The following is a 21514-nucleotide window of genomic DNA, read 5'->3' on the forward strand; positions in this document are numbered from 1 at the left end:
CCATGGGGGGCTCATCCCCCCAAACGCGATATTCCCTATCAACCATTTATTCCTTATCAGCCATTTATTCCCTATCAACCATGTTGTACAGCACATCACGTCTATCCAACATCTGGCCGCCATCTCGGGTGAGCGGTACCCAACCAATGGAGCCGCGGCGGGTTGTCGGCGAACTAAACAGCAAATCAAATGGGATCGTAAAGTAGATACCCTTGGTGAAACTGCCTTCGCCGTACTCACTGGCACTGACATTGGTGACGGTCGCAAAAGCACCGGCCACAATCCCGCTGTCGAAACGGCGTGACAGATCCAGCGTGATACCTTTATCGCCCGCCAGATAGCGCCCGACACTGATTTTCGCCAGCCCACCTTTGACAAACGGCAACGACCAGTAGGTGGTGAGATGACCGGTGGTGACGCTGTAATCCCTCAGCCGTTGCGGGTCGTCCCAGTCACGTTGCTTAACGTAGTTCACATCCATCCCGACCGCCCAGTTGCTACCAAATGGCCGATACAGCACTTCTCCCCCTACCCCGGCATACATCATTTCCAGATAACCGCCATAGACCTGGGTATACCAGTCGCGAGCGGGGTGATCGTAACGAGACAGTTGCAGATTGGTCAGCAAGACATCTGACGACGTCACATATTCACGGATATGGGTACGAACACGGGGCAACGCCGCGCCATCCTGCGGCGGTGATTTAAAATTGAATTGATCGTAGTTGTTGAGCAGGTTGATGTTCAGCGTACCGCCCAGTCGCCAGTTGTCCGTAATGCGGTAATCCGCACTGGCATTCGCGGACAGCTGATACATATAAAACGATTCCGGGCCGCCAAACGACTGCTGCAACGACGGGTCAATACCGTAGGAAAAACGCGGCGGCGTGGTATGCAACACCTGCTGGCCACGCGGCTCCGACAATGGCTCAACGCGATAGGGATCCGGTTCATCCACCCCCAGCGGGGTGCTGCCGGATTCCAGTTGACGAAATGCAGCCGCATCCACACGGGTACTGGTGGTGGTCAGCGGGCCGCTACGCGTTACAATATGATATTGCGCCACACTCTCCGGCAGGTTATTCGCCAGCACCGTTGCCGCCCGTCGGCTGGCCTGCGCATCACTGTTATATTTATACTGATCCGCCACCACCGTGACCTGCTGACCATCAGTATAAATATCTGGTTCGCTAAAACCGGCCTGCTCATCAAGCTCTTGCGAGACACGCCGCCAGTCGGTGCCGCCAACTGCATTTTTCGATGGCAGATAGACCGGTGGTTCATCATCCGGGTGCTGTGGTCTGAGCCGATTAAAATTGGTTCGCAAGGTAAAGCCCCACATCAGGGTATTGCCTCGTTCCCACGACAGCGAGGTATCCAGCCAGTCGGTAGCGCGATACACCAGGCCGACGTTAATCGGCGAATCCTGCTTGATATGCTGTGAGGCGGGGCGAGTCTGATCAGCGGCCTCCTTACTGTAATCGTTACTGTCGTATTCCAGCTTGATGCGCAGTGGGTCCCAGGGAGTCTGGTATTCCAGCCCAGCGAACAGTGCTGCTGGCCCGTGGAAAAAATTCTTCGCCGCGAATTGCCCGGTTTCGGTGGAGGCGGAGCGGGTACAGAATCCCGCTGACAACCGACAGGCGGGGTTGATGATATTCCCGCTCTGCGCCATGTTGCCCCAGCCCATCCCCAGAGAGAAATCGAACGGTCCCCAGCGTTTACTGGCCACCAGATATTCGCTGTCGAACAAGCCAGTCCCGGCGATATCCCTCAAGCCCAGAGAAACCTGCGGCAACCAACGACTTTCCTGCCATAGCCGCGCTTTGACGTCAAAACTCTTGTCCTTATAGGTTTGATGTCCGCTGAACGAGGGTGAGGTGCTGTAAGGCCGGGTGCGAATATCGGTATAGCGTAGGGTCATCTCCAGCCAGTCGAGCGGCTGCAGCGAGATGGCATAACGGCGATACTCCTGATTATCGCGGTAGCTGGCGCTAAATTCACCGGTGTCGGCCATACGTGCGCTCGGCATCTGCCATAACCCTACGCCGCCAAAATCCATCTGCGACACGCCAGCGGGTTGGTAATAACCGCTACGATTCACTGCGTCGTTGTTATCCCTATCCGCCGCCTGAGCCGACGTTCCCAATGCGCTACCTATCGCCAGTGACAGGCAGCGTAGTTTCAACATTGTGTGATTAGCCATTAGTGTGGAATCCGATTGGCAAGATAGTCGGCAATCTGCGCATTCAGCGAAGAGAAGCCGTCAGGCAAAATGGAAGGATCGAAACCGATGAACAGCGTTTCTCCGGCAGCCGGTTCATGGTGCTGGCGATTCCAGATAGCCAGTGGAACCTTGCGCCAGTGCCCGTCACCCGAGATCAGATACCCTTCCCGGTTATTACCGCCCGGCAAGAAACGCCGCCTGCCAATGTATTGCTCAACCGACCAGCCTGGCTTAAGGTCAATGTCCTTAAACACGTTTGGTGTGCCGATATCAATGCCGGTACTGATTAACCCAAACAGGAAGAACTGTTGCCGATACGGCGATAGATAGAGGGTGTAGTTCCCCACCAGCGGGCGATTCTTCCGCGGTGATAAACGGATGATGTCCGGCGCGATACTGGCGCGAATGCGGCCAACGGCGTTCACCTGTTTTAGCGCTTGCGCCATATACCAGGCGGCTATCGCCCAGTCGCCATCGCCGTCAATCTGCCAGGCCAGTTGCAATTGATAGAGCCGCGCCTGTAATTTCTCTCCCGCTTCTTTGGCTTGCTGCGTCACACTCTCATTGGTGAGTAATGCCGTCTGCCAGTTAACGTTGTCCGGAAACGTTATCCGGCTGTAGAACTGATCCAGGCGCGTACCGTCATCCTGCACGACGACAGGCAGCGTTTCATTCGCAACCTTGACCGTTAACTGCGCTGCCCCTGATGTTCCGGCCACCAGCAATAACAGGGCGGCCAGACGATTGAATGACAACATAGAATAGCCCTATTTATTGTATGGCTTAAGCACAGTGAACTGAACCTGAGCCATGTTTGGCCCCATGTACTGGTAGCTTTGGATGACCTGCCCGGAAGCCGGATCCAGCCAGTATTGGTTGGTGTAATGTGTGCCCAGCGCCGGAACGGTTACCTGCTCATCAAAGCGCACCGTCTTTATTGGGGTGTTCATTACGGTCAGGGTTTCCAGACCTTTGTTCTCGAATACGGATTGCAGGTCATAGCCGCCACGCAGCACCTGTGACCAACTCACCACGGTGTGCCAGTTTTTGGGTGTACCGGGTTTGAGCAAACCGAGGCTCAGCGGGTCTGACTCCAGTTCGGTAACATGCCGAATGTCTTCTCCCCATCCTTGCGTTTTCACCAGTCGCCCAAAACGCGTCGTCACACTGTTTTTATCTTCCGTTACCCATTGCAACTGCTGGTTATCGACAAACGCCAGTACGACAAAAGCACGCGGTGCCTTACCTACTTTCAGATACGCCGAGGCATAGGGAAGTTGTGCAACCTGTTGTGGCGTCATGCTCACGTCTTCCCTTCCCCACAACGCCAGCCGAAAGTCCCGCCCAAGTTGACTGATTTGCTGAGAACACCCTGTCAGCCCCGGTATGAAGCAAAACGTCACCAGTATCCTGAACAGTGTTAACTCAAGGATTCTTTTCATTGTTCGGGTTCTCGCCTGAACATCCTGAAGCAGAAAAAAGGCCACCGGAGTGGCCTTGGTGAATAGCCCATCATTAACCGCGAGTTGACGTCACGGTTGAGGTGCTGGTTCCTACGGTACTGGAGGTCGTACTGGTGGAGGCAGATACGACGCCAGCTGCGACGGCACGGCCAAACCCATAGCCATAGCCGGTACCGCGGCCATGAGCCGCACTAAACGCATGAGCACCAGCCGCGATACCGCTGCCCTGGAAGGTCACCCCTCCAACAGGCTGGCCGCCATTGACTGTCGGCTGTTCAGCCGCCAGTGCGCCCGCCGGGATGGCCAGAGCCAACACCAGGGTCGCCAACGTTTTCTTCATCATTACCATTTCCTTTTATTTCCCGTTAAGGAGATAGGACAGGGATAATTCGAAAATTATTCCCTACCCCACGACTGGCCGAATTAATCAGCCAGGTTGGATCTTCCCCATGACTGATGACGTAATTATTTCAATTCATCCTTTATGAAATAATCACCCGCATACGGGAAGTATCCGAACCAAGACTCAGATAAAGAATAAGAAAAGCAGGATTAGACAGATAAGAAAATAAGACAAGTCGCAAGAGTGTTGATTTTTCCTCATTAGTTACAATGAGATGAAATATTCTCGGAAAAGTCTTAGTTATTTACGATGAGATATTGAGAAAGAAAAACCGGATATTTCTATCCGGTTTTGAGATAGGAAAATATTTCAGAATATTATTCCAACCATTCAGTATGGAATACACCTTCTTTATCAATACGTTTATAAGTATGTGCACCGAAATAATCGCGCTGAGCCTGAATCAGGTTAGCCGGTAATACCGCGGAGCGATAGCTGTCATAATAAGCGATTGCCGCAGAGAAGGTCGGGGTCGGGATACCCTGCTGTACCGCATAAGACACCACATCACGCAGCGCCTGCTGATAGTCGTCGGTTACCTGGCGGAAGTACGGTGCCAGCAGCAAATTGGCGATATCGGCGTTTTCGGCATAAGCATCGGTGATCTTCTGCAAGAACTGTGCGCGAATGATACAACCCGCACGGAAGATCTTAGCGATTTCACCGTAGTTCAGGCTCCAGTTGTTTTCGTCAGAAGCCGCTTTCAACTGAGAGAAACCCTGCGCGTAGGAAACGATTTTCCCCAGATACAGCGCACGACGCACTTTTTCCACAAACCCGGCTTTGTCGCCATTGAACGCCTGCGCTACCGGGCCACTCAGTACTTTAGAGGCAGCCACGCGCTGGTTTTTCAGCGAAGACAGGTAACGAGCAAATACCGATTCGGTAATCAGAGACAACGGTTCGCCCAGATCCAGCGAGCTCTGGCTGGTCCATTTACCGGTACCTTTGTTAGCCGCTTCATCGAGAATCACATCGACCAGGTATTTACCGTCTTCATCTTTCTTGGTGAAGATATCGGCGGTTATCTCAATCAGGTAGCTGCTCAGTTCACCTTTGTTCCACTCAGCAAAGGTGCTCGCCAGTTCATCATTAGAAAGCCCAAGCGCCTGTTTCAGCAATGCATAGGCTTCAGCAATCAACTGCATGTCACCGTATTCGATGCCGTTGTGCACCATTTTCACATAATGACCGGCACCGTCAGCGCCAATATAGGTCACGCAAGGCTCGCCTTCGGCACGGGCAGCTATCTGCTGCAGAATCGGCGCGACCAATTCATAGGCTTCTTTCTGGCCGCCCGGCATAATGGACGGGCCCTTCAGCGCGCCTTCCTCACCACCAGACACGCCGGTGCCGATGAAGTTAAACCCTTCAGCAGACAGCTCACGGTTACGGCGGATAGTGTCTTTATAGAAGGTGTTGCCGCCATCGATCAGGATGTCGCCTTTTTCCAGATACGGTTTCAGCGATTCAATGGTTTTATCCGTCGCTTCGCCTGCTTTAACCATCAACAGGATACGGCGCGGTTTTTCCAGAGATTCAACAAACTCTTCGACGGTGTAGCACGGCACCAGTTTTTTACCTGGATTCTCGGCAATCACTTCGTCCGTTTTGTCTGAGGAACGGTTAAAGACGGAAACGGTATAACCACGGCTTTCAATGTTAAGCGCCAGATTGCGCCCCATGACCGCCATACCGACAACGCCAATTTGCTGTTTGGACATTAAAACAACTCCTGTCTGAAGGTAACCTGCCTGCAGCTGATTGCGCCCCAGGCAACAAAAAGCAGGCTGACATGGTAACCCAGCTAACGGCTGAGTGGGTAGTTATTGGTGCGACAAGCTCGCTGGCAGGAGTTCTACAGAAGGTGTGTTACCGGTGAATCAGGAAAACAAAAATAATACAACCCATTATCGCGCTATTAATGCTCCTGGTAATCATATGACTACAGTCAGAAATAACTACAGTCAGAAAAAACCCGATAACACCAAGGTGTGTTATCGGGTGTTCAAGGGCTGATTAATATTTCTCCAGCAACGCCTTGATTTTGGTTTTAAAGGCATCACCCAGTTCTGGATTGCGCAGACCGTAGGAGACAAACGCTTGCACGTATCCCATCTTCCGTCCGCAGTTGAAGCTACGACCCGCCATCTGAACCGCATCAACCGGCTGCGTTTTGATAAGCTCGGCAATCGCATCCGTCAATTGGATACGACCCCATGCACCCGCTAGCGTGTTTTCCAGAATCGGCCAGGCTTCCGCTGTCAGCACATAACGACCTACCGCAGACAGATCAGAGCCTTCCACCGGCGCCAGTTCCGGTTTTTCAATCATAGAAACGATCGCCGACGCATCGCCCGCCTGATTCAACAGCTTCTCACATTCCACGATGGAGTACTCCGGCAACACTTCGTACGGACGGTGTTTTACCAATACCTGGCTGTGGCCTGTCTCTTCAAAACGGGAAATCAGCAGCGCCAGATTGTCTTTTGACTGATCCGCTGAACTGTCGTCCATCACCACATCCGGCAGCACCACGACAAACGGCGCGTTGCCGATAATCGGACGAGCGCAGGATACCGCGTGCCCCAGGCCTAACGTCTGCCCCTGACGCACGTTCATGATGGTCACGCCCGGCGGGCAAATCGACTGCACTTCCGCCAGCAACTGTCGTTTGGCACGCTCTTCCAGCATCGACTCCAGCTCGAAAGAGGTATCAAAATGGTTTTCAATGGCATTTTTAGAGGCGTGCGTGACCAGCACAATCTCTTTAATCCCCGCATTAACGCATTCGTTGACAATCTTTTCGATTACCGGCCTGTCAACCAGCGGAAGCATCTCTTTCGGAATCGCTTTAGTAACCGGCAACAAGTTCATCCCTAAGCCGGCAACGGGGATAATCGCTTTTAATGCTGTCATTTCGTGTTCTCTCAAAAAACATGCTGCTGTTTGTCGCGACGAGGCAACGACCGCGCCACATTGATTTTTCTGGCGCCAGAATACACCTAATCAGCCCCAAAGAGATCGCGGGTATACACTTTTTCCATTACATCAGACAATTCCGGTGCCATTCGGTTCGACAGAATGACATCAGACATCTGTTTGAATTCTTCCAGGTCATGAATCACGCGAGAACGGAAGAACTCCGACTCTTTCAACGCAGGCTCATACACCACCACGTCGATGCCTTTGGCCTTGATCCGCTTCATCACCCCTTGAATCGCGGAGGCGCGGAAATTATCAGACCCGGTTTTCATCACCAGCCGGTAAATACCCACCACCTTTGGACCGCGTCGAATCACTGAATCAGCAATGAAATCCTTACGGGTAGTATTGGCATCGACAATTGCCCGAATCAGGTTATTCGGCACGGATTCATAGTTAGCCAGCAATTGCTTGGTGTCCTTCGGCAGACAGTAGCCACCATAACCAAACGACGGGTTGTTGTAGTGCTGGCCGATACGTGGATCCAAGCCAACGCCTTCGATAATCTGCTTGCTATCCAACCCCAACGTCTGGGCATAGGTATCAAGCTCATTAAAATAGGCGACACGCATTGCCAGATAGGTATTGGCAAACAATTTGATCGCTTCGGCTTCGGTTAACCCGGTAAACAGCACCGGGATATTGGTCTTGATGGCTCCATCGACCAGCAGACGAGCGAAACGTTCAGCACGTTCAGAACGCTCCCCCACCACGATACGGGAAGGATACAGGTTATCGTACAGTGCACGGCCTTCACGCAGGAACTCCGGCGAGAAAATGATATTTTCTGTGCCAAACTGCTCACGAACCTGTGCGGTATACCCTACTGGGATGGTGGATTTGATGATCATCACGGCGTCTGGATTGACTTCCAGCACCTTGCTGATCACCGCTTCCACCGAGCGCGTGTTGAAGTAATTGGTTTTCGGATCGTAATCCGTCGGCGTGGCGATAATTACGAACTCCGCACCCCGATACGCGGACTCAGCATCCAGCGTGGCGCGAAAATTCAGCGCCGGGTTGCGCAGATACGCTTCAATTTCTTTATCGACAATCGGGGAGATGCCTTTGTTCAGCATGTCCACTTTTTCGGCGATGATATCCACCGCGACGACTTCATTATGCTGCGCCAGCAGCATGGCGTTGGACAAGCCAACATAACCGGTACCCGCAATTGCAATTTTCATCATCTGTCCACATTCATCCTACCGGGTAACACACTGTACCCGTCACAGAACATAGCAAAGCCGCAGAAATGTCCGCCGCCTAATGCCGTAATATCTCGTTTTATGTCGTTCAGGCCTGATAGAAATCCCGATACCAGTCTACGAAGGCGCGCACCCCTTCGTTCACCCCAACTTGCGGCCGATAGCCTGTCACCGCGAACAGATCGCTGGTGTCGGCATAGGTTTGATAAACATCGCCAGCCTGCATCGGCATGAAGTTTTTCACCGCCTCACGTCCCAACGCCGACTCCAACGCAGTGACGAAATCCATCAGCCGCACCGGGCTGCCGTTGCCGATATTGTAGAGCCGGTAGGGCGCGGAACTGGTAGCTGGCGAACCGTTTTCCACCGTCCAGTCAGCCTGACGCGTCGGTATCTGATCCACCACACGCAAAACACCTTCTACGATATCAGTCACATAAGTGAAATCACGCCACATATCGCCCTGATTGTAGATATCGATCGGTTCGCCAGCCAGAATTCGACGGGTGAACTTGAACAACGCCATATCCGGACGCCCCCACGGCCCATACACCGTGAAAAAGCGCAACCCGGTAGTCGGCAGGTCATACAGGTGCGAGTAGGAATGCGCCATCAGTTCGTTGGATTTCTTGGTCGCGGCATACAGCGAAATCGGGTGATCGGTCGAGTCGGTGGTTTCGAACGGCGTTTTGCTGTTCAATCCGTATACCGAACTGGAAGAGGCATAAATCAAATGACCGACGCCGCTGTGGCGGCAGCCTTCCAGCACATTCAGGTGACCGATCAGGTTGCTTTCCGCATACACCATCGGGTTTTCCAGCGAATACCGCACCCCGGCTTGTGCCGCAAGATGGATAACGCGCTCGAATTTTTCCGCCGCGAACAACGCTGCCATTGCCTGACTATCGGCAATATCAATGCGTTCAAAACGAAAACCGGCCAGCGTGCGCAGTTTTGCCAGCCGCGCCTCCTTGAGCGATACCTCGTAGTAGCTGTTGAGGTTGTCTATCCCCACCACCGTATGGCCGGCAGCGCAGAGTGACTGACAGGTAAAGAAGCCGATAAAGCCGGCCGCTCCGGTAACAAGAAATTTCATTCAGGAACTCTTAACGTGACTTGAATGGCAGAGATAATACCATCCACCGCCTTGATTCAGCACCCGCTAAGCGAGGAAAACTGCAAGAGGGTGCCAGAAATCACCTCAACATTGACGCAACAGCGCCAGAATCGTCCGGGTTTTTTCTTCCATTAGCCGAACATCCTGCCGTGATTCGACATTAAGCCGCACCACAGGTTCAGTGTTGGAACTGCGCAGATTAAAACGCCAGTCTGCAAATGTCAGGCTGATGCCATCGGTCTCATCCACCGCCAGTGCCTGTGGCTCCAGGGCAGCGCGCACACGGGCGATAGCCGCTACCGGGTCAGTCAGCAGGGAATTGATCTCTCCGGAAGCAGGATAGGCGCGCATACGTTCGCTCACCAGTTGCGACAGCGATTGTCCGCGAACACTAATCAATTCCGCCACCAGCAACCACGGGATCATACCGGAGTCACAATACGCGAATGAGCGGAAGTAGTGATGCGCACTCATTTCACCGCCATAAATGGCATCCTCCTTACGCATCCGCTCCTTGATAAAGGCATGACCGGTTTTCGACATCACCGGATTACCGCCTTTGCCGGTCACAATATCAACCGTATTCCAGGTCAGGCGTGGGTCGTGAATGATGGTGGAACCCGGTGCCTTATTAAGGAATGATTCCGCCAGTAACCCGACAATATAATACCCTTCGATAAAGCGTCCCTGATGGTCAAACAGGAAGCAACGGTCAAAATCGCCGTCAAACGCCACACCAAAATCCGCCTGATGTTCCACGACGGCGCGGGCGGTATCGGCACGGCATTCCTGTAGTAACGGATTAGGAATGCCATTCGGAAAAGTACCATCCGGTTGATGATGGACTTTGACAAAGGTGACTGGCGCACCATGGCGGCCTAACGCCACTTCCAGTGCATCCACCACATGACCCGCCGCCCCATTACCACTATTGATGACGATCTTCATCGGCGTCAGGTTACGCGGATTAATGTACGACATCAGATGCTCGATATACGGTGGCGATATCGCCAGTGTTTCATAGCGACCACAATGCTGAGGATTGACGGGAGCAAAACGGTTTTCCTGCGCCAGACGTTGGATATCCTTCAGTCCACTGTCACCGCTGATAGGTTGAGAGCCGGCACGCACCAGCTTCATACCGTTATAATTAATCGGGTTATGGCTAGCGGTCACTTCAATACCGCCGTCCATGCCAAAATGGAATGTCGCAAAATAGACTTCTTCTGTACCGGATAACCCGATGTCGTAGACATCGACTCCGGCATCGCGCAGGCCATCGGCCAGTGCGTGTTTCAATGACTCACTGGTTAGCCGAACATCGCCCCCGACAACGACACGTTGAGGTTGAATAACCTCGGCATAGGCCCGTCCAATGCGGTAGGCTATCTCTTCATTGAGCTCAGTTCCCAACTCACCGCGAATATCATAGGCTTTAAAGCAGGTTAATGCGGACATCTGCCCTTCTCCCTTTATACCCGACCATAACGGTCATGCAAACGAACGATGTCGTCCTCTTCCAGATAGCGTCCTGAACGCACCTCAATCATCACCAGGTCAATCAAACCGGGGTTTTCCAGCGTGTGTACCGCCCCTGGCTGGATAAACGTGGACTGGTTTTCCGACAAAAAATAGGTGTTGTCATCAACCTGAACCCTGGCCGTGCCGGACAGCACGATCCAGTGCTCCGCTCGGTGAAAATGTTGTTGTAACGACAGGCCCTGCCCTGGACGCACAGTGAGTTTTTTCACCTGATAGTGCTCACCGGCATCAATGTTGCAGCTCTTGCCCCAAGGGCGAAATGACTCGGTGTGATCACGAAACTGATGGCGATTTTGCGCTTTCAGACGCTCTACGATTTTTTTAACGTCCTGCGCCCGTTCTTTCGCCGCGACCAGCAATGCATCCCCGGTGTTGACGATAATCGCGTCATCAATACCGATGGTCGCCACCAGCGGTGCAGAAGTAGAAACGTAGTTGTTGTGGCTATCCAGCGTGATGACATCCCCTACGGTTACGTTGCCCTGCTCATCCTTCTGCGATACCTCCCACAAGGACGACCACGACCCCACATCGCTCCAGCCAGCATCAAAGGCGATAACGACCGCATCGTGCGTTTTTTCCATCACGGCGTAATCGATGGAATCATTGGGGCAATCGTTAAACGCACGCGACTCCACGCGGATAAAGTCCATATCACGCTGGCTGCGTGCCATCGCCACACGCGTCAGTTCGTAAATATCGGGCTGATGGTTTTGCAATTCATCGAGGTATTTGGCAGCACGAAACATAAACATGCCGCTGTTCCAGCAATATTTACCCGATGCCAGATAGCGCTCGGCGGTTGCCAGACTCGGTTTTTCCACGAACTCATCAACCGTAAACCCGCCATCCGTAAGTGGTTCACCGGTCTTGATATAGCCATAACCCGTTTCCGGCGTGGTAGGGACAATACCAAACGTCACTAACTTGTTTTCGCAGGCATACGGTAACGCCTGCTGAACAGCCAGATGGAAATTCTCGGTTTTCTTAATCAGATGATCGGCGGCCAATACCAGCAATATGCTGTCAGGGTCGGTTTTAACACTCAGGTGGGCTGCCAGCGCAATCGCTGGTGCGGTATTGCGCCCGGTGGGTTCCAAAATAATGTTGCCGCCCAGTTGTTGCTGCTCGCGTAACTGTTCGGCGACCAGAAAACGGTGATCCTCATTGCAGATAACCAGTGGTCGCTGCTGTACCAGAAACGGCACTCCCTGCAAGCGCGCCAGCGTATTTTGTAATAAGCTGTACTGGCTCTCATCGCCCAATGACAAAAACTGTTTGGGAAATAATTCTCGGGATAGCGGCCATAATCGGCTACCACTGCCACCTGCCATAATGACAGGAATAATGTTAGACATATCACACCTTACTAAATGTGGTGGTGATACCCGCATACTTCAGGCAGCAGCGACGTGCACACATTGCGCCTGAATCATAGTGGGCATAGGGGTATTACTAAAGTTTATTGAATAAAATAAAGCTCAGATTGAAGACGTAATTCGGCCTGTCACCAGGAGTAATTAACCTGATTCACTGAAGAGTTATTAATAAAAAAGAAATTAACTACAGCGAGGGTGTTTACCACGAAAAAAAGCCTGAATAGCAACCAAAACCGTTTTAAATCGCAACCGAATAAATTGTTTAAACAGCCGCCAACCAAGATGATAATACAAATGAAATTTGGGATAACGACGCGCTGACACCGCCAAATCAATCAAGTTTTCCGTTATTCTGAATTCACTTTCTTTCTTTTCAGAACGAGAAAGCGCATGCTCCAGGTAACAACTGCTTTTCAGCAAAAAGGTTTCACCACCTGCACTCAGCCGGTGTATACGACGAAACACGCTGACATCAACCCCGTACAGCGCATAGTTCTCATCAAATAATGACAACCCATGCCGCTCAAATACATCCCATAACCGACGGTGAATAATCAGCCCCGAACCAATAGAAAACGCCGTTGCCGGATCCAACTCCTGCTCATTCAGTACAATCTCTCCTTGGGATACCGGGTAGTAGGTTTTGTAATTAATACAGGAAATAATCCTGGGACATTCAATATCTGCCTGGGTGTGTTCCACCGCGAACCAGAAGGATTCGTTTATGGTGGTATCATCATCCAGAATGACCCATCGCTCCGCCTGCAGATTATTTATAATAAATTGATTATATACCTGACTCAGAGGTTTGTTCTCGATACAATTCACCAATTCAACTTGATCATAAATCGTTTTCAGCCTCAGAAAAAAAGCATCTCCCTCAGAAATACGAAATGGTCCGTTATTATGAATAGTTAACTTAACATGTTTAAATGGATGTTGAATCAACGTCTGCAGCGTTGCAGACGATTCCAGTCCCTTATTGTACAACACCACCAGAATGGCATTTCTTATCATGATTCTCTCCTGGGAAAACAGGGTGACAACAGCGACTCCATTCAGATACTCGGTATTATCCCTGTTTATGATTAAATGCTGATACAGTTGTTACATTATTGATGGGTTAGCTTATTGGGATAGATCTGCCATCCGGTTACCCAGCGTATTCTTTTTCATCACCATTCCAAAGAAGAGTACGGTAATGATAAGCTCCGTCGCCCCAACTGCCACGGCAACGCCTGCAACCCCCCACCATTCGGCAAAGAAGAACAGATAGGAAAAGTGGCATAGCAGCCCAACGAAATAGACGCGTTTCAGATAAAGACTCAACCCGGCTGGAATAATGATCAGATTAACCAGAATAATCGACAATGAAATCACAAACTGCGTGACTATCATGATGGTCAGCAGCGCATTAACATTGTACTCCTTACCGAACACCCAGTGGATTAACGGTGCGCCCACTAACAGATTGCCCAAAAAAGCGCAGCCGGTCAGCAACGAAAACATCATGAGTACCTTTTTCAACCGGGCCCGAATGGCGCTGTACGCCTGCTGATTGTACAAACTGCAAATATGGCTGAAATTACCCTGCACAATCGGGTTATACAACTGACGCAATACGGATGCCAACCGGTCCGCTACTGCATAGTGGCCCAGCGCCGCATCGCCAAACAGAAACTTGATAAAGACAGGGTTGAGATAAGTGAACCCCAACGTGAACAGCGATGCGGAAAAGTTGTGAAAACTCTCTTTGATTTCGTCCATCACGGTTTGTCGATTGATACCCGATAACTGCCAGCTTACCGATTCACGACGTTTCAACTGGCACTGAATCACCAGCCCAACCAGCACTGGGGGAAACAGTTGAATCAGTGCCGCCAGATAAATATCCGCCGGTGAAGCCACCAGCCAAAAGATCAAGCCCAGCGCCAGCACGCGAAAAATCAGGTTCAGGATAGCCAGATGGGAGTTTTTCCCCATCCCTTGAAATAGCCAGGCAGCTGACAGCAACGAACTCAACGACGACACCATACCGATAAAAAACAGGATACCGTCCATTTTCGACTGCGCCGTTAACAAATCCAGCACGGTTCCTGTCACCATCATTACCCCGAATAACAGGGTCTTGGCACACTGCACATTTGAATACAGGATATTGATCGCTACCATGTCACCGGCATGAGCGCTGACTTTTCTGGCGGCAGAGAAGTTGAAACCAAAATCGACAATAAACAGCGCGATAAAGCTGATCGACTGGGCGTAACTGAGCTTGCCGAAGAACTCCGCACCCAACACTCTGGCAAGGTAAGGAAACGTCACCAGCGGCAGCAGCATGTTGGAAATCTGGATAACGTAGAGAGAGATAACCTCGCGCTTTATTGCCTTTTTATCACTCATACCATCCACCAAATTGCACAACTCAGCAGCTTTCGTTCGCCGTTACGTGCCCGCCGCATCAATGACAGCTTGTGCAGCACTCCGGCTTCTCCGCGGATCACGCGTAGAAAATCGGTCTGGTCAGACTGATGCTGCTGACAAAAGTGCTTCAGAGCGCTCAGCATCATATGGCTGTGCTTGCGAGTGGTGGGATAACTTCTCAGGCACAGCAGGCTATCCGGTAACAGACGTTTTCGCAAAATACCAGGCGCACCGACGGTATTGTTACCGTGCTGACGGTATTTAATCAGCGGCCTATCCACATAGGTTATCTTTCCGCTATGAGCGGCGATCATCGCAATCCACCAGTCGTGCATGCGGATCTCGTCCGGCATCGGCTCTATCAACTGTTTCAATGCGCGGTTAAACAACATAGCGCAACCTGGAATATGGTTACTGACGACAAAATCCTCTGGCTGGCTGGCCGCTGATGATTTAATCGAAGCACGGTAGAAAGAGGGGTACAGCGGCTCCAATACCGTATCCACAATTTCCAGATCGGAAAACGCCAGCACCGGCATACTTCCGCCCTGTTCATGGGATTGGACCTCGTTTAACAACAACGCCAGTTTTTCCGGTACCCAATAATCATCCTGATCGCACAAGGCAATGTAGCCATCTTCACAGCAGGCAATCGCACGGCGGAAGTTTTTCATCGCGCCAAGGCCCCCCTCTCCGGGATAAAGACGGATTTTACCTTGCTGATAAAGCGCATGACTGCGCACCACATCCAGTGTGTTATCACGGGAACCGTCATCACACACATGGATCATGATGTTCTGATGCGTCTGATGCTGGATAGAATCCAGTTGCTGTTTGATATAACGCCCACCGTTATAGGTGGCCAATGCGATACTGATCCGATCGTGACCTGTCATCTCTGCTACCGAAGATAAGGAAGAAATACGAGAACGATGTGCGGTAAATCCATCACAGGATTTACCGCGCCTGATGATTATCAGCGTAATTTAGGAATGATAGTGCTTAACGCCGCCCGCCAGGCGGACGGTGGTATGCCAAGGCGGGCTATCTTGGCGCAATCCAGTGTGGAATACGCCGGTCGCGCCGCTGGCGTCGGATACTGCTCGGTGGTAATCGCGTTTACCACCGGTATACGGGCCAACACTTGCTGTTCATGAGCCAGGGTAAAGATAGTGCTGGCAAACTCATGCCATGATACTTCCTCATCGCCACAGAAATGGTACAGCCCCCCATCAGCCTGCTGCTGTAACAAACTTATAATGGCATCTGCAATATCACCGGCATAGGTTGGGCAACCACGCTGATCCGCCACCACACCCAGGCTCTCACGCTCCCGTCCCAAGCGCAGCATCGTTTTAACAAAATTGTTGCCGTACTCGCTGAATACCCAGGCCGTGCGTACAATCTGCGCGGCCGGGTTCACCTTCAGCACAACCCGCTCACCGTCGAGTTTTGTCTGACCATAGATACCCAGCGGGTGAGTGGTATCCGTCTCGATATAAGGTCGGGTAGCAGTTCCATCGAACACATAATCGGTAGAGACATGGATAAAACGGGCACCCTGCTGACGAGCCGTGCGCGCCAGATATTCCGGCCCAGCCACATTGATACGCGCCGCCAGTTCCGGCTCTGACTCTGCTTTATCAACCGCGGTATAGGCGGCAGCGTTGACGATAGCATCCGGCTGCCACGACTTTACCGTCGCCTGCACCTGCGCCTCGTCAGTGATGTCCAGCGAATCGGCATCCGTCGCCAGTACCGACCATCCTTGCGGCAACCGATCCTGAAAGCAGCGCCCCAGTTGACCGTTAGCACCGGTTAACAACACTTTCATCCCCATAGCTCCTTAAATGTTTTACCTTTTTTATCTTTCTCCGATAACAAAGGCGACGCTATCGGCCAGTCGATACCGATATCCGGGTCATTCCATAACAAACAGCCTTCATGTGCTGGGTTGTAATAGTCGGTGCACTTGTATTCAAAATCCGCCAGTTCAGACAGCACCACAAAACCGTGTGCCAAACCGGGGGGGATCCAGAACTGGGTTTTATTTTCCTCTGACAGCGTAACGCCATCCCAGCGCCCAAAGGTGGGGGAATCGGGCCGGATATCCACTACGACATCAAACACAGCACCACGCACTACGCGTACCAGTTTTCCCTGAGGGTTTACCGTCTGAAAATGCAACCCGCGCAATACACCTCTGGCCGAACGGGAATGATTATCCTGTACAAAGTCCAGGTCGATATTCAGCATCTCCTGATAGCGTTTTTTCTCAAACGTTTCCAGAAAAAAGCCTCTGGCATCACCAAAGACTTTGGGTTCAATCACTTTTACGCCCTGAATGGCGGTATCACGAACTTGCATATCATATCCCTGTTAGTAACTGGGCCAGATACTGGCCATAATGGGTTTTAGCGAGATGGCGAGCCTCATCCGCCACCTGCTCATGGGTCAGCCAGCCTTTGCGGAACGCAATCTCCTCAAGGCAGGCAACCTTAAAGCCCTGACGTTTCTCGATAGTACTGATGAACTGGGATGCCTCCAGCAGGCTGTCATGGGTGCCGGTATCCAGCCAGGCAAAACCGCGCCCCAGCACTTCCACATTCAGCTTGCCCTGCTGCAGGTACATTTCATTGAGTGTGGTGATTTCCAGTTCGCCACGCGCTGAAGGTTTAACCTGCTTAGCCATTTCCACCACCTGACGATCATAAAAATAGAGCCCGGTTACCGCCCAGTTAGACTTCGGTTTGCTGGGTTTTTCTTCCAGCGAAATAGCCTGTTTATTGTCGTCAAACTCCACTACGCCAAAACGTTCTGGGTCCATCACTTGATAACCAAATACAGTAGCGCCTTCAGTGCGAGCGGCGACGCTTTCCAGTTTTTTACCAAAGCTCTGCCCAAAGAAAATATTATCACCCAGTACCAATGCACATGAATCGCCGTCGATAAAGGTTTCACCAATCAGAAACGCTTGTGCCAGGCCATCTGGCGACGGCTGTTCAGCGTAACAAAGATTCACGCCGAACCGGCTACCGTTACCCAGTAGCCGACGATAGGCGGGCAAATCGTCAGGCGTAGAAATGATCAGAATATCCCGAATGCCGGCCAGCATCAGTACCGAAATCGGATAGTAAATCATTGGTTTGTCATAGATAGACAACAGTTGCTTCGACACCCCACGGGTAATCGGATAGAGTCGAGTGCCGGAACCGCCTGCCAGTACAATGCCTTTCATTGAACTTTCCTTAACTAGAATACGATTAAAGGGGTAAACCTAAGCGTTCACCGGTATAGGAGCCATCCTTAACGCTGCGCCACCAGGTTTCGTTCGCCAGATACCACTCCACTGTCTTACGGATGCCGGACTCAAAAGTTTCTATTGGTTCCCAACCCAATTCCCGGTGGATCTTCGAAGCATCGATCGCGTAACGCAGATCGTGTCCCGGCCTGTCGGTCACATGGGTGATAAGCTCAGCGTAATGGCGGATACCAGCCGGCTTCTTCGGTCTCAGCTCATCCAGCAACGCACAGATAGTTTGCACCACCTCAATATTTTTCCGTTCGTTATGACCGCCGATGTTGTAGGTTTCCCCTACCTCTCCGGTAGTGACGACGGTGTAGAGCGCCCGAGCGTGATCTTCAACGAACAACCAATCTCGAATCTGGTTGCCCTCGCCGTAAACCGGCAGCGGTTTACCTTCCAACGCATTGAGAATCATCAGCGGGATGAGTTTTTCCGGGAAATGGTACGGCCCATAGTTATTCGAACAATTGGTCACCAGCGTCGGTAAACCGTAGGTTCTCAGCCAGGCGCGTACCAGATGATCGCTGGCAGCTTTGGAAGCGGAATACGGACTGCTCGGCGCATACGGCGTGGTTTCTGTAAATAGATCATCAGTACCATGCAGATCGCCATACACCTCATCGGTCGAAATGTGATGGAAACGAAACGCGGCCTTGCGCGCTTGCGGTAACGCCGACCAGTACTGCCGTGCGGCTTCCAGCAACGTATAGGTCCCAGTAATATTGGTTTCAATAAAGGCGGAAGGCCCGTCGATAGAACGATCAACATGACTCTCCGCTGCCAGATGCATCACCGCATCCGGCTGAAAGGTCGTAAACACCCGATCCAGTGCAACCCGGTCACAGATGTTGACTTTCTCAAACAAAAAACGGGGATCGGCTGCCACCTCTTTCAACGATGCCAGATTACCGGCATAGGTCAGGCAATCGACCACCATTACCCGGTCCTGCGTATGCTGAATGATATGACGCACCACGGCTGAACCAATAAATCCAGCCCCACCCGTTACCAGAATATTCATGAATAGTGACCTTTCAGAAATGAGTTAATACGCGGATTTACCCACAAATCCTTTGAAAATTGTCAGAAAGATGATCTTGATATCCAGCCAGACGCTCCAGTTTTCGATATAAAACAGATCGCATTCCACCCGTTTTTCCATCTTCTCCAGCGTGTCGGTTTCACCGCGCCAGCCGTTAATTTGCGCCCAACCGGTGATACCCGGCTTCATTTTGTGCCGCAGCATATAACCCTTGATCAGTTTGCGATACTGTTCATTGTGGGCCACCGCATGGGGTCGCGGTCCGACAATCGACATTTCGCCACGAATCACGTTGATAAATTGCGGCAGCTCATCCAGCGATGTGCGACGCAAAAAGGCGCCTACCGGTGTAATACGCTTATCTCCCTTACAGGCCTGAATAACCGTGTCGCCATTTTCCATCACCGTCATACTGCGAAATTTCCACACTTCTATCGCTTTGCCGTCCATGCCGTAACGCGTCTGCCGGAATATCACCGGCCCTTTGGAAGTCAACTTGACCAGCAACGCAATACCCAATAACAGCGGGGAAATAAGCACAATAATCATCGACGCAACCACGATGTCCTCCAACCGTTTGAGCAACCGGTTCACGCCGCTCATCGGTGAGTCATACAGTGACACCACCGGAATGCCGTTGATGATGTCACTACGCGACTGCAGTACGTTGAACGCCAGAATATCGGGTACCAACATCACCGTACAGGTGGTATCCGTCAGCGCTGACGTCAAGTGGTTGATCAGATCTGCTTCCTGTAACGAGAACGCGATATAGATCTTGTCCAGATCCCCTTTACGAGCGCACCGTACCAGCTCCTCCACATCCCCCAGGCAGCGGATGCCATTGCGCTCATAGCTGTACTGAAACTGGCTGTTTTCAGAAAAATAACCGATGATATTCAGCCCCAGCCAGGGTGCCTGTTTAATACTCTCCGCCAGATATACCCCAGCCGCTTGTGCGCCGATAAACGCCACATTGACCTTGTTGTAACCCAATTTCCGCAAATATTGTATCACGACCCGAATCAGGGTGCGTGATATCACAAATCCTGCCACAGTAAATAAAAACCAGATTGCATGAAAGTGATAACCAATATATTGGTTGGGTACTAATGATAGAATACCGGCACCAAATGTAATGCTGAGCCCCCAATTAATAATCAACGTGCGAATCTCAGCATATAATGCTACACCCCGCCATGAGCGATAAAAATGAGTAAAGCCCGCCAGCAGTTGAAAAACAGAGAAGCTTATCAACGCAATCAAATACGACGCCGTTGATATTTCTTTTTTGGTTACCAGACATGCCAACACAACACTGATAAAGATTACAGCCATATCAGAAAAGCGTTGTAATACCGACACCAGCGAAGGAATAGCATAAACCACATTTTCTTTTTTCCTGACCATAGTCGTTCACCTGTAGAAGTAGAAGTTATTGCCAGAATCTTTTATGCATACTCAGTTTCCTGATTAAGCCATGAGGTATTTTTTGATAATGCTGCCCTAACTTATATCCCGCAATTTTCAGGGCATTGTGCACGCAGGCACGAGGGATCCACAGATAATGATTTTTTTTCATCAGATAACGGAGCTCGGAAAAAATAAACCGCGTACCTTCGCCGCCAGCACCGCCAAACGCCTCCCTAATCCATTTTTCGTCACAGTGGAAAACACCAATATCGAAATAACGTTTAAATTCCTCTATCGGCGTGTAATTATGCGAATGCTTAACCGCTGCTTGTGCGACATAAGCGACCCGATATCCCGCCAGTACCGCCTGGGCTGCCAGATACATGTCCTCACTGAGAATCGTGTTGGACGGGAATCCACCTAATTCATGGAACACCTTCACCCGGTAGGCGGCAAACGAGTTCGAACTGAACACAGTCTTGATGCCATGCTGCGCCTTATTCATCATCCCCATAATCTGACTGCGAGAACGGTAATTAAAGCCGCGCGCATGACGGGCCAGCGGGTTGGCATCGTCATGTGGTAGCTGACGTCCATACGCCACGGCAACCCGCTCATCAGCAAATGCCGACACAATCTCACGAATAAAATAAGGCTGGGGAATCGCATCCTGGGTCAGGAACACCACCACATCTCCGCCGCTCATTTCCACACCGAGGTTACGTGTGCCACCGTGATTAAATTCGGCGGAGGTAATCGAGTGACAGCGGAAACCATAGTGGGCAGCGACATCAAGCGAGTTGTCCCGTGATGACGAATCAATGACCAGCACCTGCTGAGGTGACAATTTTTCAGCGACCAGACAGGCATGCAGCGCCGACGCACACTGCTCCCAGATACTGCCGCCGTTATATACCGGAACGACAAAGTTGACTTTCATATCGCTTCTCTTGCACATCTGAATGGCACACAGGAATAGCGAAAACGCTATTGGTTTGGTTACACAA

19 protein-coding genes are annotated in these 21514 nt (G+C 51.4%); all 19 read right to left on the bottom strand.

The annotated features are described in order from the left end of the window. Window positions 1-64 precede the first annotated feature (64 nt). The 19 genes from FGI04_RS12350 to FGI04_RS12440 all read right to left on the bottom strand — a co-directional run bounded on the left by FGI04_RS12350 (window position 65) and on the right by FGI04_RS12440 (window position 21447). Window positions 65-2206: a YjbH domain-containing protein gene (locus FGI04_RS12350; protein ID WP_407336818.1), complete on the bottom strand. Its 2142-nt coding sequence runs from the start codon at window positions 2204-2206 to the stop codon at window positions 65-67. Then, on the bottom strand, window positions 2206-2985 hold the full coding sequence (locus tag FGI04_RS12355; RefSeq protein WP_342699579.1) for a capsule biosynthesis GfcC family protein: 780 nt from the start codon (window positions 2983-2985) through the stop codon (window positions 2206-2208). The genes FGI04_RS12350 and FGI04_RS12355 overlap by 1 nt, the downstream gene beginning before the upstream one ends. Before the next feature lie 9 nt (window positions 2986-2994). Next, window positions 2995-3669 carry a YjbF family lipoprotein gene (locus tag FGI04_RS12360; protein ID WP_342699578.1) on the bottom strand — a complete coding sequence of 225 codons (675 nt, stop codon included), beginning with the start codon at window positions 3667-3669 and terminating at the stop codon, window positions 2995-2997. A gap of 73 nt (window positions 3670-3742) precedes the next feature. After that, window positions 3743-4033, bottom strand: a complete 291-nt coding sequence (locus tag FGI04_RS12365) for a hypothetical protein (protein ID WP_342699577.1) — start codon at window positions 4031-4033, stop codon at window positions 3743-3745. 377 nt (window positions 4034-4410) lie between these two features. Next, complete coding sequence (gnd, locus tag FGI04_RS12370; protein ID WP_407336819.1) at window positions 4411-5817, bottom strand: NADP-dependent phosphogluconate dehydrogenase; 1407 nt, start codon at window positions 5815-5817, stop codon at window positions 4411-4413. 295 nt (window positions 5818-6112) lie between these two features. After that, window positions 6113-7012, bottom strand: coding sequence for a sugar phosphate nucleotidyltransferase (locus FGI04_RS12375; RefSeq protein ID WP_342699576.1), 900 nt, complete (start codon window positions 7010-7012; stop codon window positions 6113-6115). A gap of 86 nt (window positions 7013-7098) precedes the next feature. Further along, window positions 7099-8265: a nucleotide sugar dehydrogenase gene (locus FGI04_RS12380; protein ID WP_038906271.1), complete on the bottom strand. Its 1167-nt coding sequence runs from the start codon at window positions 8263-8265 to the stop codon at window positions 7099-7101. A 109-nt stretch (window positions 8266-8374) separates the two neighbouring features. Continuing rightward, the gene (locus FGI04_RS12385; RefSeq protein WP_407321098.1) at window positions 8375-9382 is read right to left on the bottom strand and encodes an NAD-dependent epimerase; all 1008 of its coding nucleotides are present in this window, start codon (window positions 9380-9382) and stop codon (window positions 8375-8377) included. Between the two features lie 105 nt (window positions 9383-9487). Further along, complete coding sequence (gene cpsG, locus FGI04_RS12390; RefSeq protein WP_342699574.1) at window positions 9488-10861, bottom strand: phosphomannomutase CpsG; 1374 nt, start codon at window positions 10859-10861, stop codon at window positions 9488-9490. A 14-nt stretch (window positions 10862-10875) separates the two neighbouring features. After that, complete coding sequence (locus FGI04_RS12395; protein WP_407336820.1) at window positions 10876-12303, bottom strand: mannose-1-phosphate guanylyltransferase/mannose-6-phosphate isomerase; 1428 nt, start codon at window positions 12301-12303, stop codon at window positions 10876-10878. A 201-nt stretch (window positions 12304-12504) separates the two neighbouring features. Further along, the gene (locus FGI04_RS12400) at window positions 12505-13341 is read right to left on the bottom strand and encodes a glycosyltransferase family 2 protein (RefSeq protein ID WP_342699572.1); all 837 of its coding nucleotides are present in this window, start codon (window positions 13339-13341) and stop codon (window positions 12505-12507) included. A gap of 111 nt (window positions 13342-13452) precedes the next feature. Further along, window positions 13453-14724 (bottom strand): oligosaccharide flippase family protein, encoded by a 1272-nt coding sequence (locus FGI04_RS12405; protein ID WP_342699571.1) that lies wholly within the window; start codon window positions 14722-14724, stop codon window positions 13453-13455. Continuing rightward, a complete protein-coding gene (locus FGI04_RS12410; RefSeq protein WP_342699570.1) occupies window positions 14721-15641 on the bottom strand; it encodes a glycosyltransferase family 2 protein in 921 nt (306 codons plus the stop codon). Before FGI04_RS12410 ends, FGI04_RS12405 begins: the two co-directional genes overlap by 4 nt. An 80-nt stretch (window positions 15642-15721) precedes the next feature. Then, a complete protein-coding gene (rfbD, locus tag FGI04_RS12415; RefSeq protein ID WP_342699569.1) occupies window positions 15722-16579 on the bottom strand; it encodes a dTDP-4-dehydrorhamnose reductase in 858 nt (285 codons plus the stop codon). Further along, the gene (gene rfbC, locus FGI04_RS12420) at window positions 16576-17112 is read right to left on the bottom strand and encodes a dTDP-4-dehydrorhamnose 3,5-epimerase (protein ID WP_248588046.1); all 537 of its coding nucleotides are present in this window, start codon (window positions 17110-17112) and stop codon (window positions 16576-16578) included. Before rfbC ends, rfbD begins: the two co-directional genes overlap by 4 nt. Before the next feature lies 1 nt (window position 17113). Beyond that, a complete protein-coding gene (gene rfbA / locus FGI04_RS12425; protein ID WP_248588047.1) occupies window positions 17114-17983 on the bottom strand; it encodes a glucose-1-phosphate thymidylyltransferase RfbA in 870 nt (289 codons plus the stop codon). Window positions 17984-18008: 25 nt separating this feature from the next. Continuing rightward, on the bottom strand, window positions 18009-19073 hold the full coding sequence (gene rffG, locus FGI04_RS12430) for a dTDP-glucose 4,6-dehydratase (RefSeq protein ID WP_407274810.1): 1065 nt from the start codon (window positions 19071-19073) through the stop codon (window positions 18009-18011). 24 nt (window positions 19074-19097) lie between these two features. After that, window positions 19098-20504 (bottom strand): undecaprenyl-phosphate glucose phosphotransferase, encoded by a 1407-nt coding sequence (gene wcaJ, locus FGI04_RS12435; protein WP_407340109.1) that lies wholly within the window; start codon window positions 20502-20504, stop codon window positions 19098-19100. Between the two features lie 25 nt (window positions 20505-20529). Next, window positions 20530-21447, bottom strand: a complete 918-nt coding sequence (locus tag FGI04_RS12440) for a glycosyltransferase family 2 protein (protein WP_342699566.1) — start codon at window positions 21445-21447, stop codon at window positions 20530-20532. Between the last annotated feature and the right edge of the window lie 67 nt (window positions 21448-21514).

The organism is Dickeya ananatis (assembly GCF_019464615.1).
In the GTDB taxonomy this organism is placed as follows: Bacteria; Pseudomonadota; Gammaproteobacteria; order Enterobacterales; family Enterobacteriaceae; genus Dickeya; species Dickeya oryzae.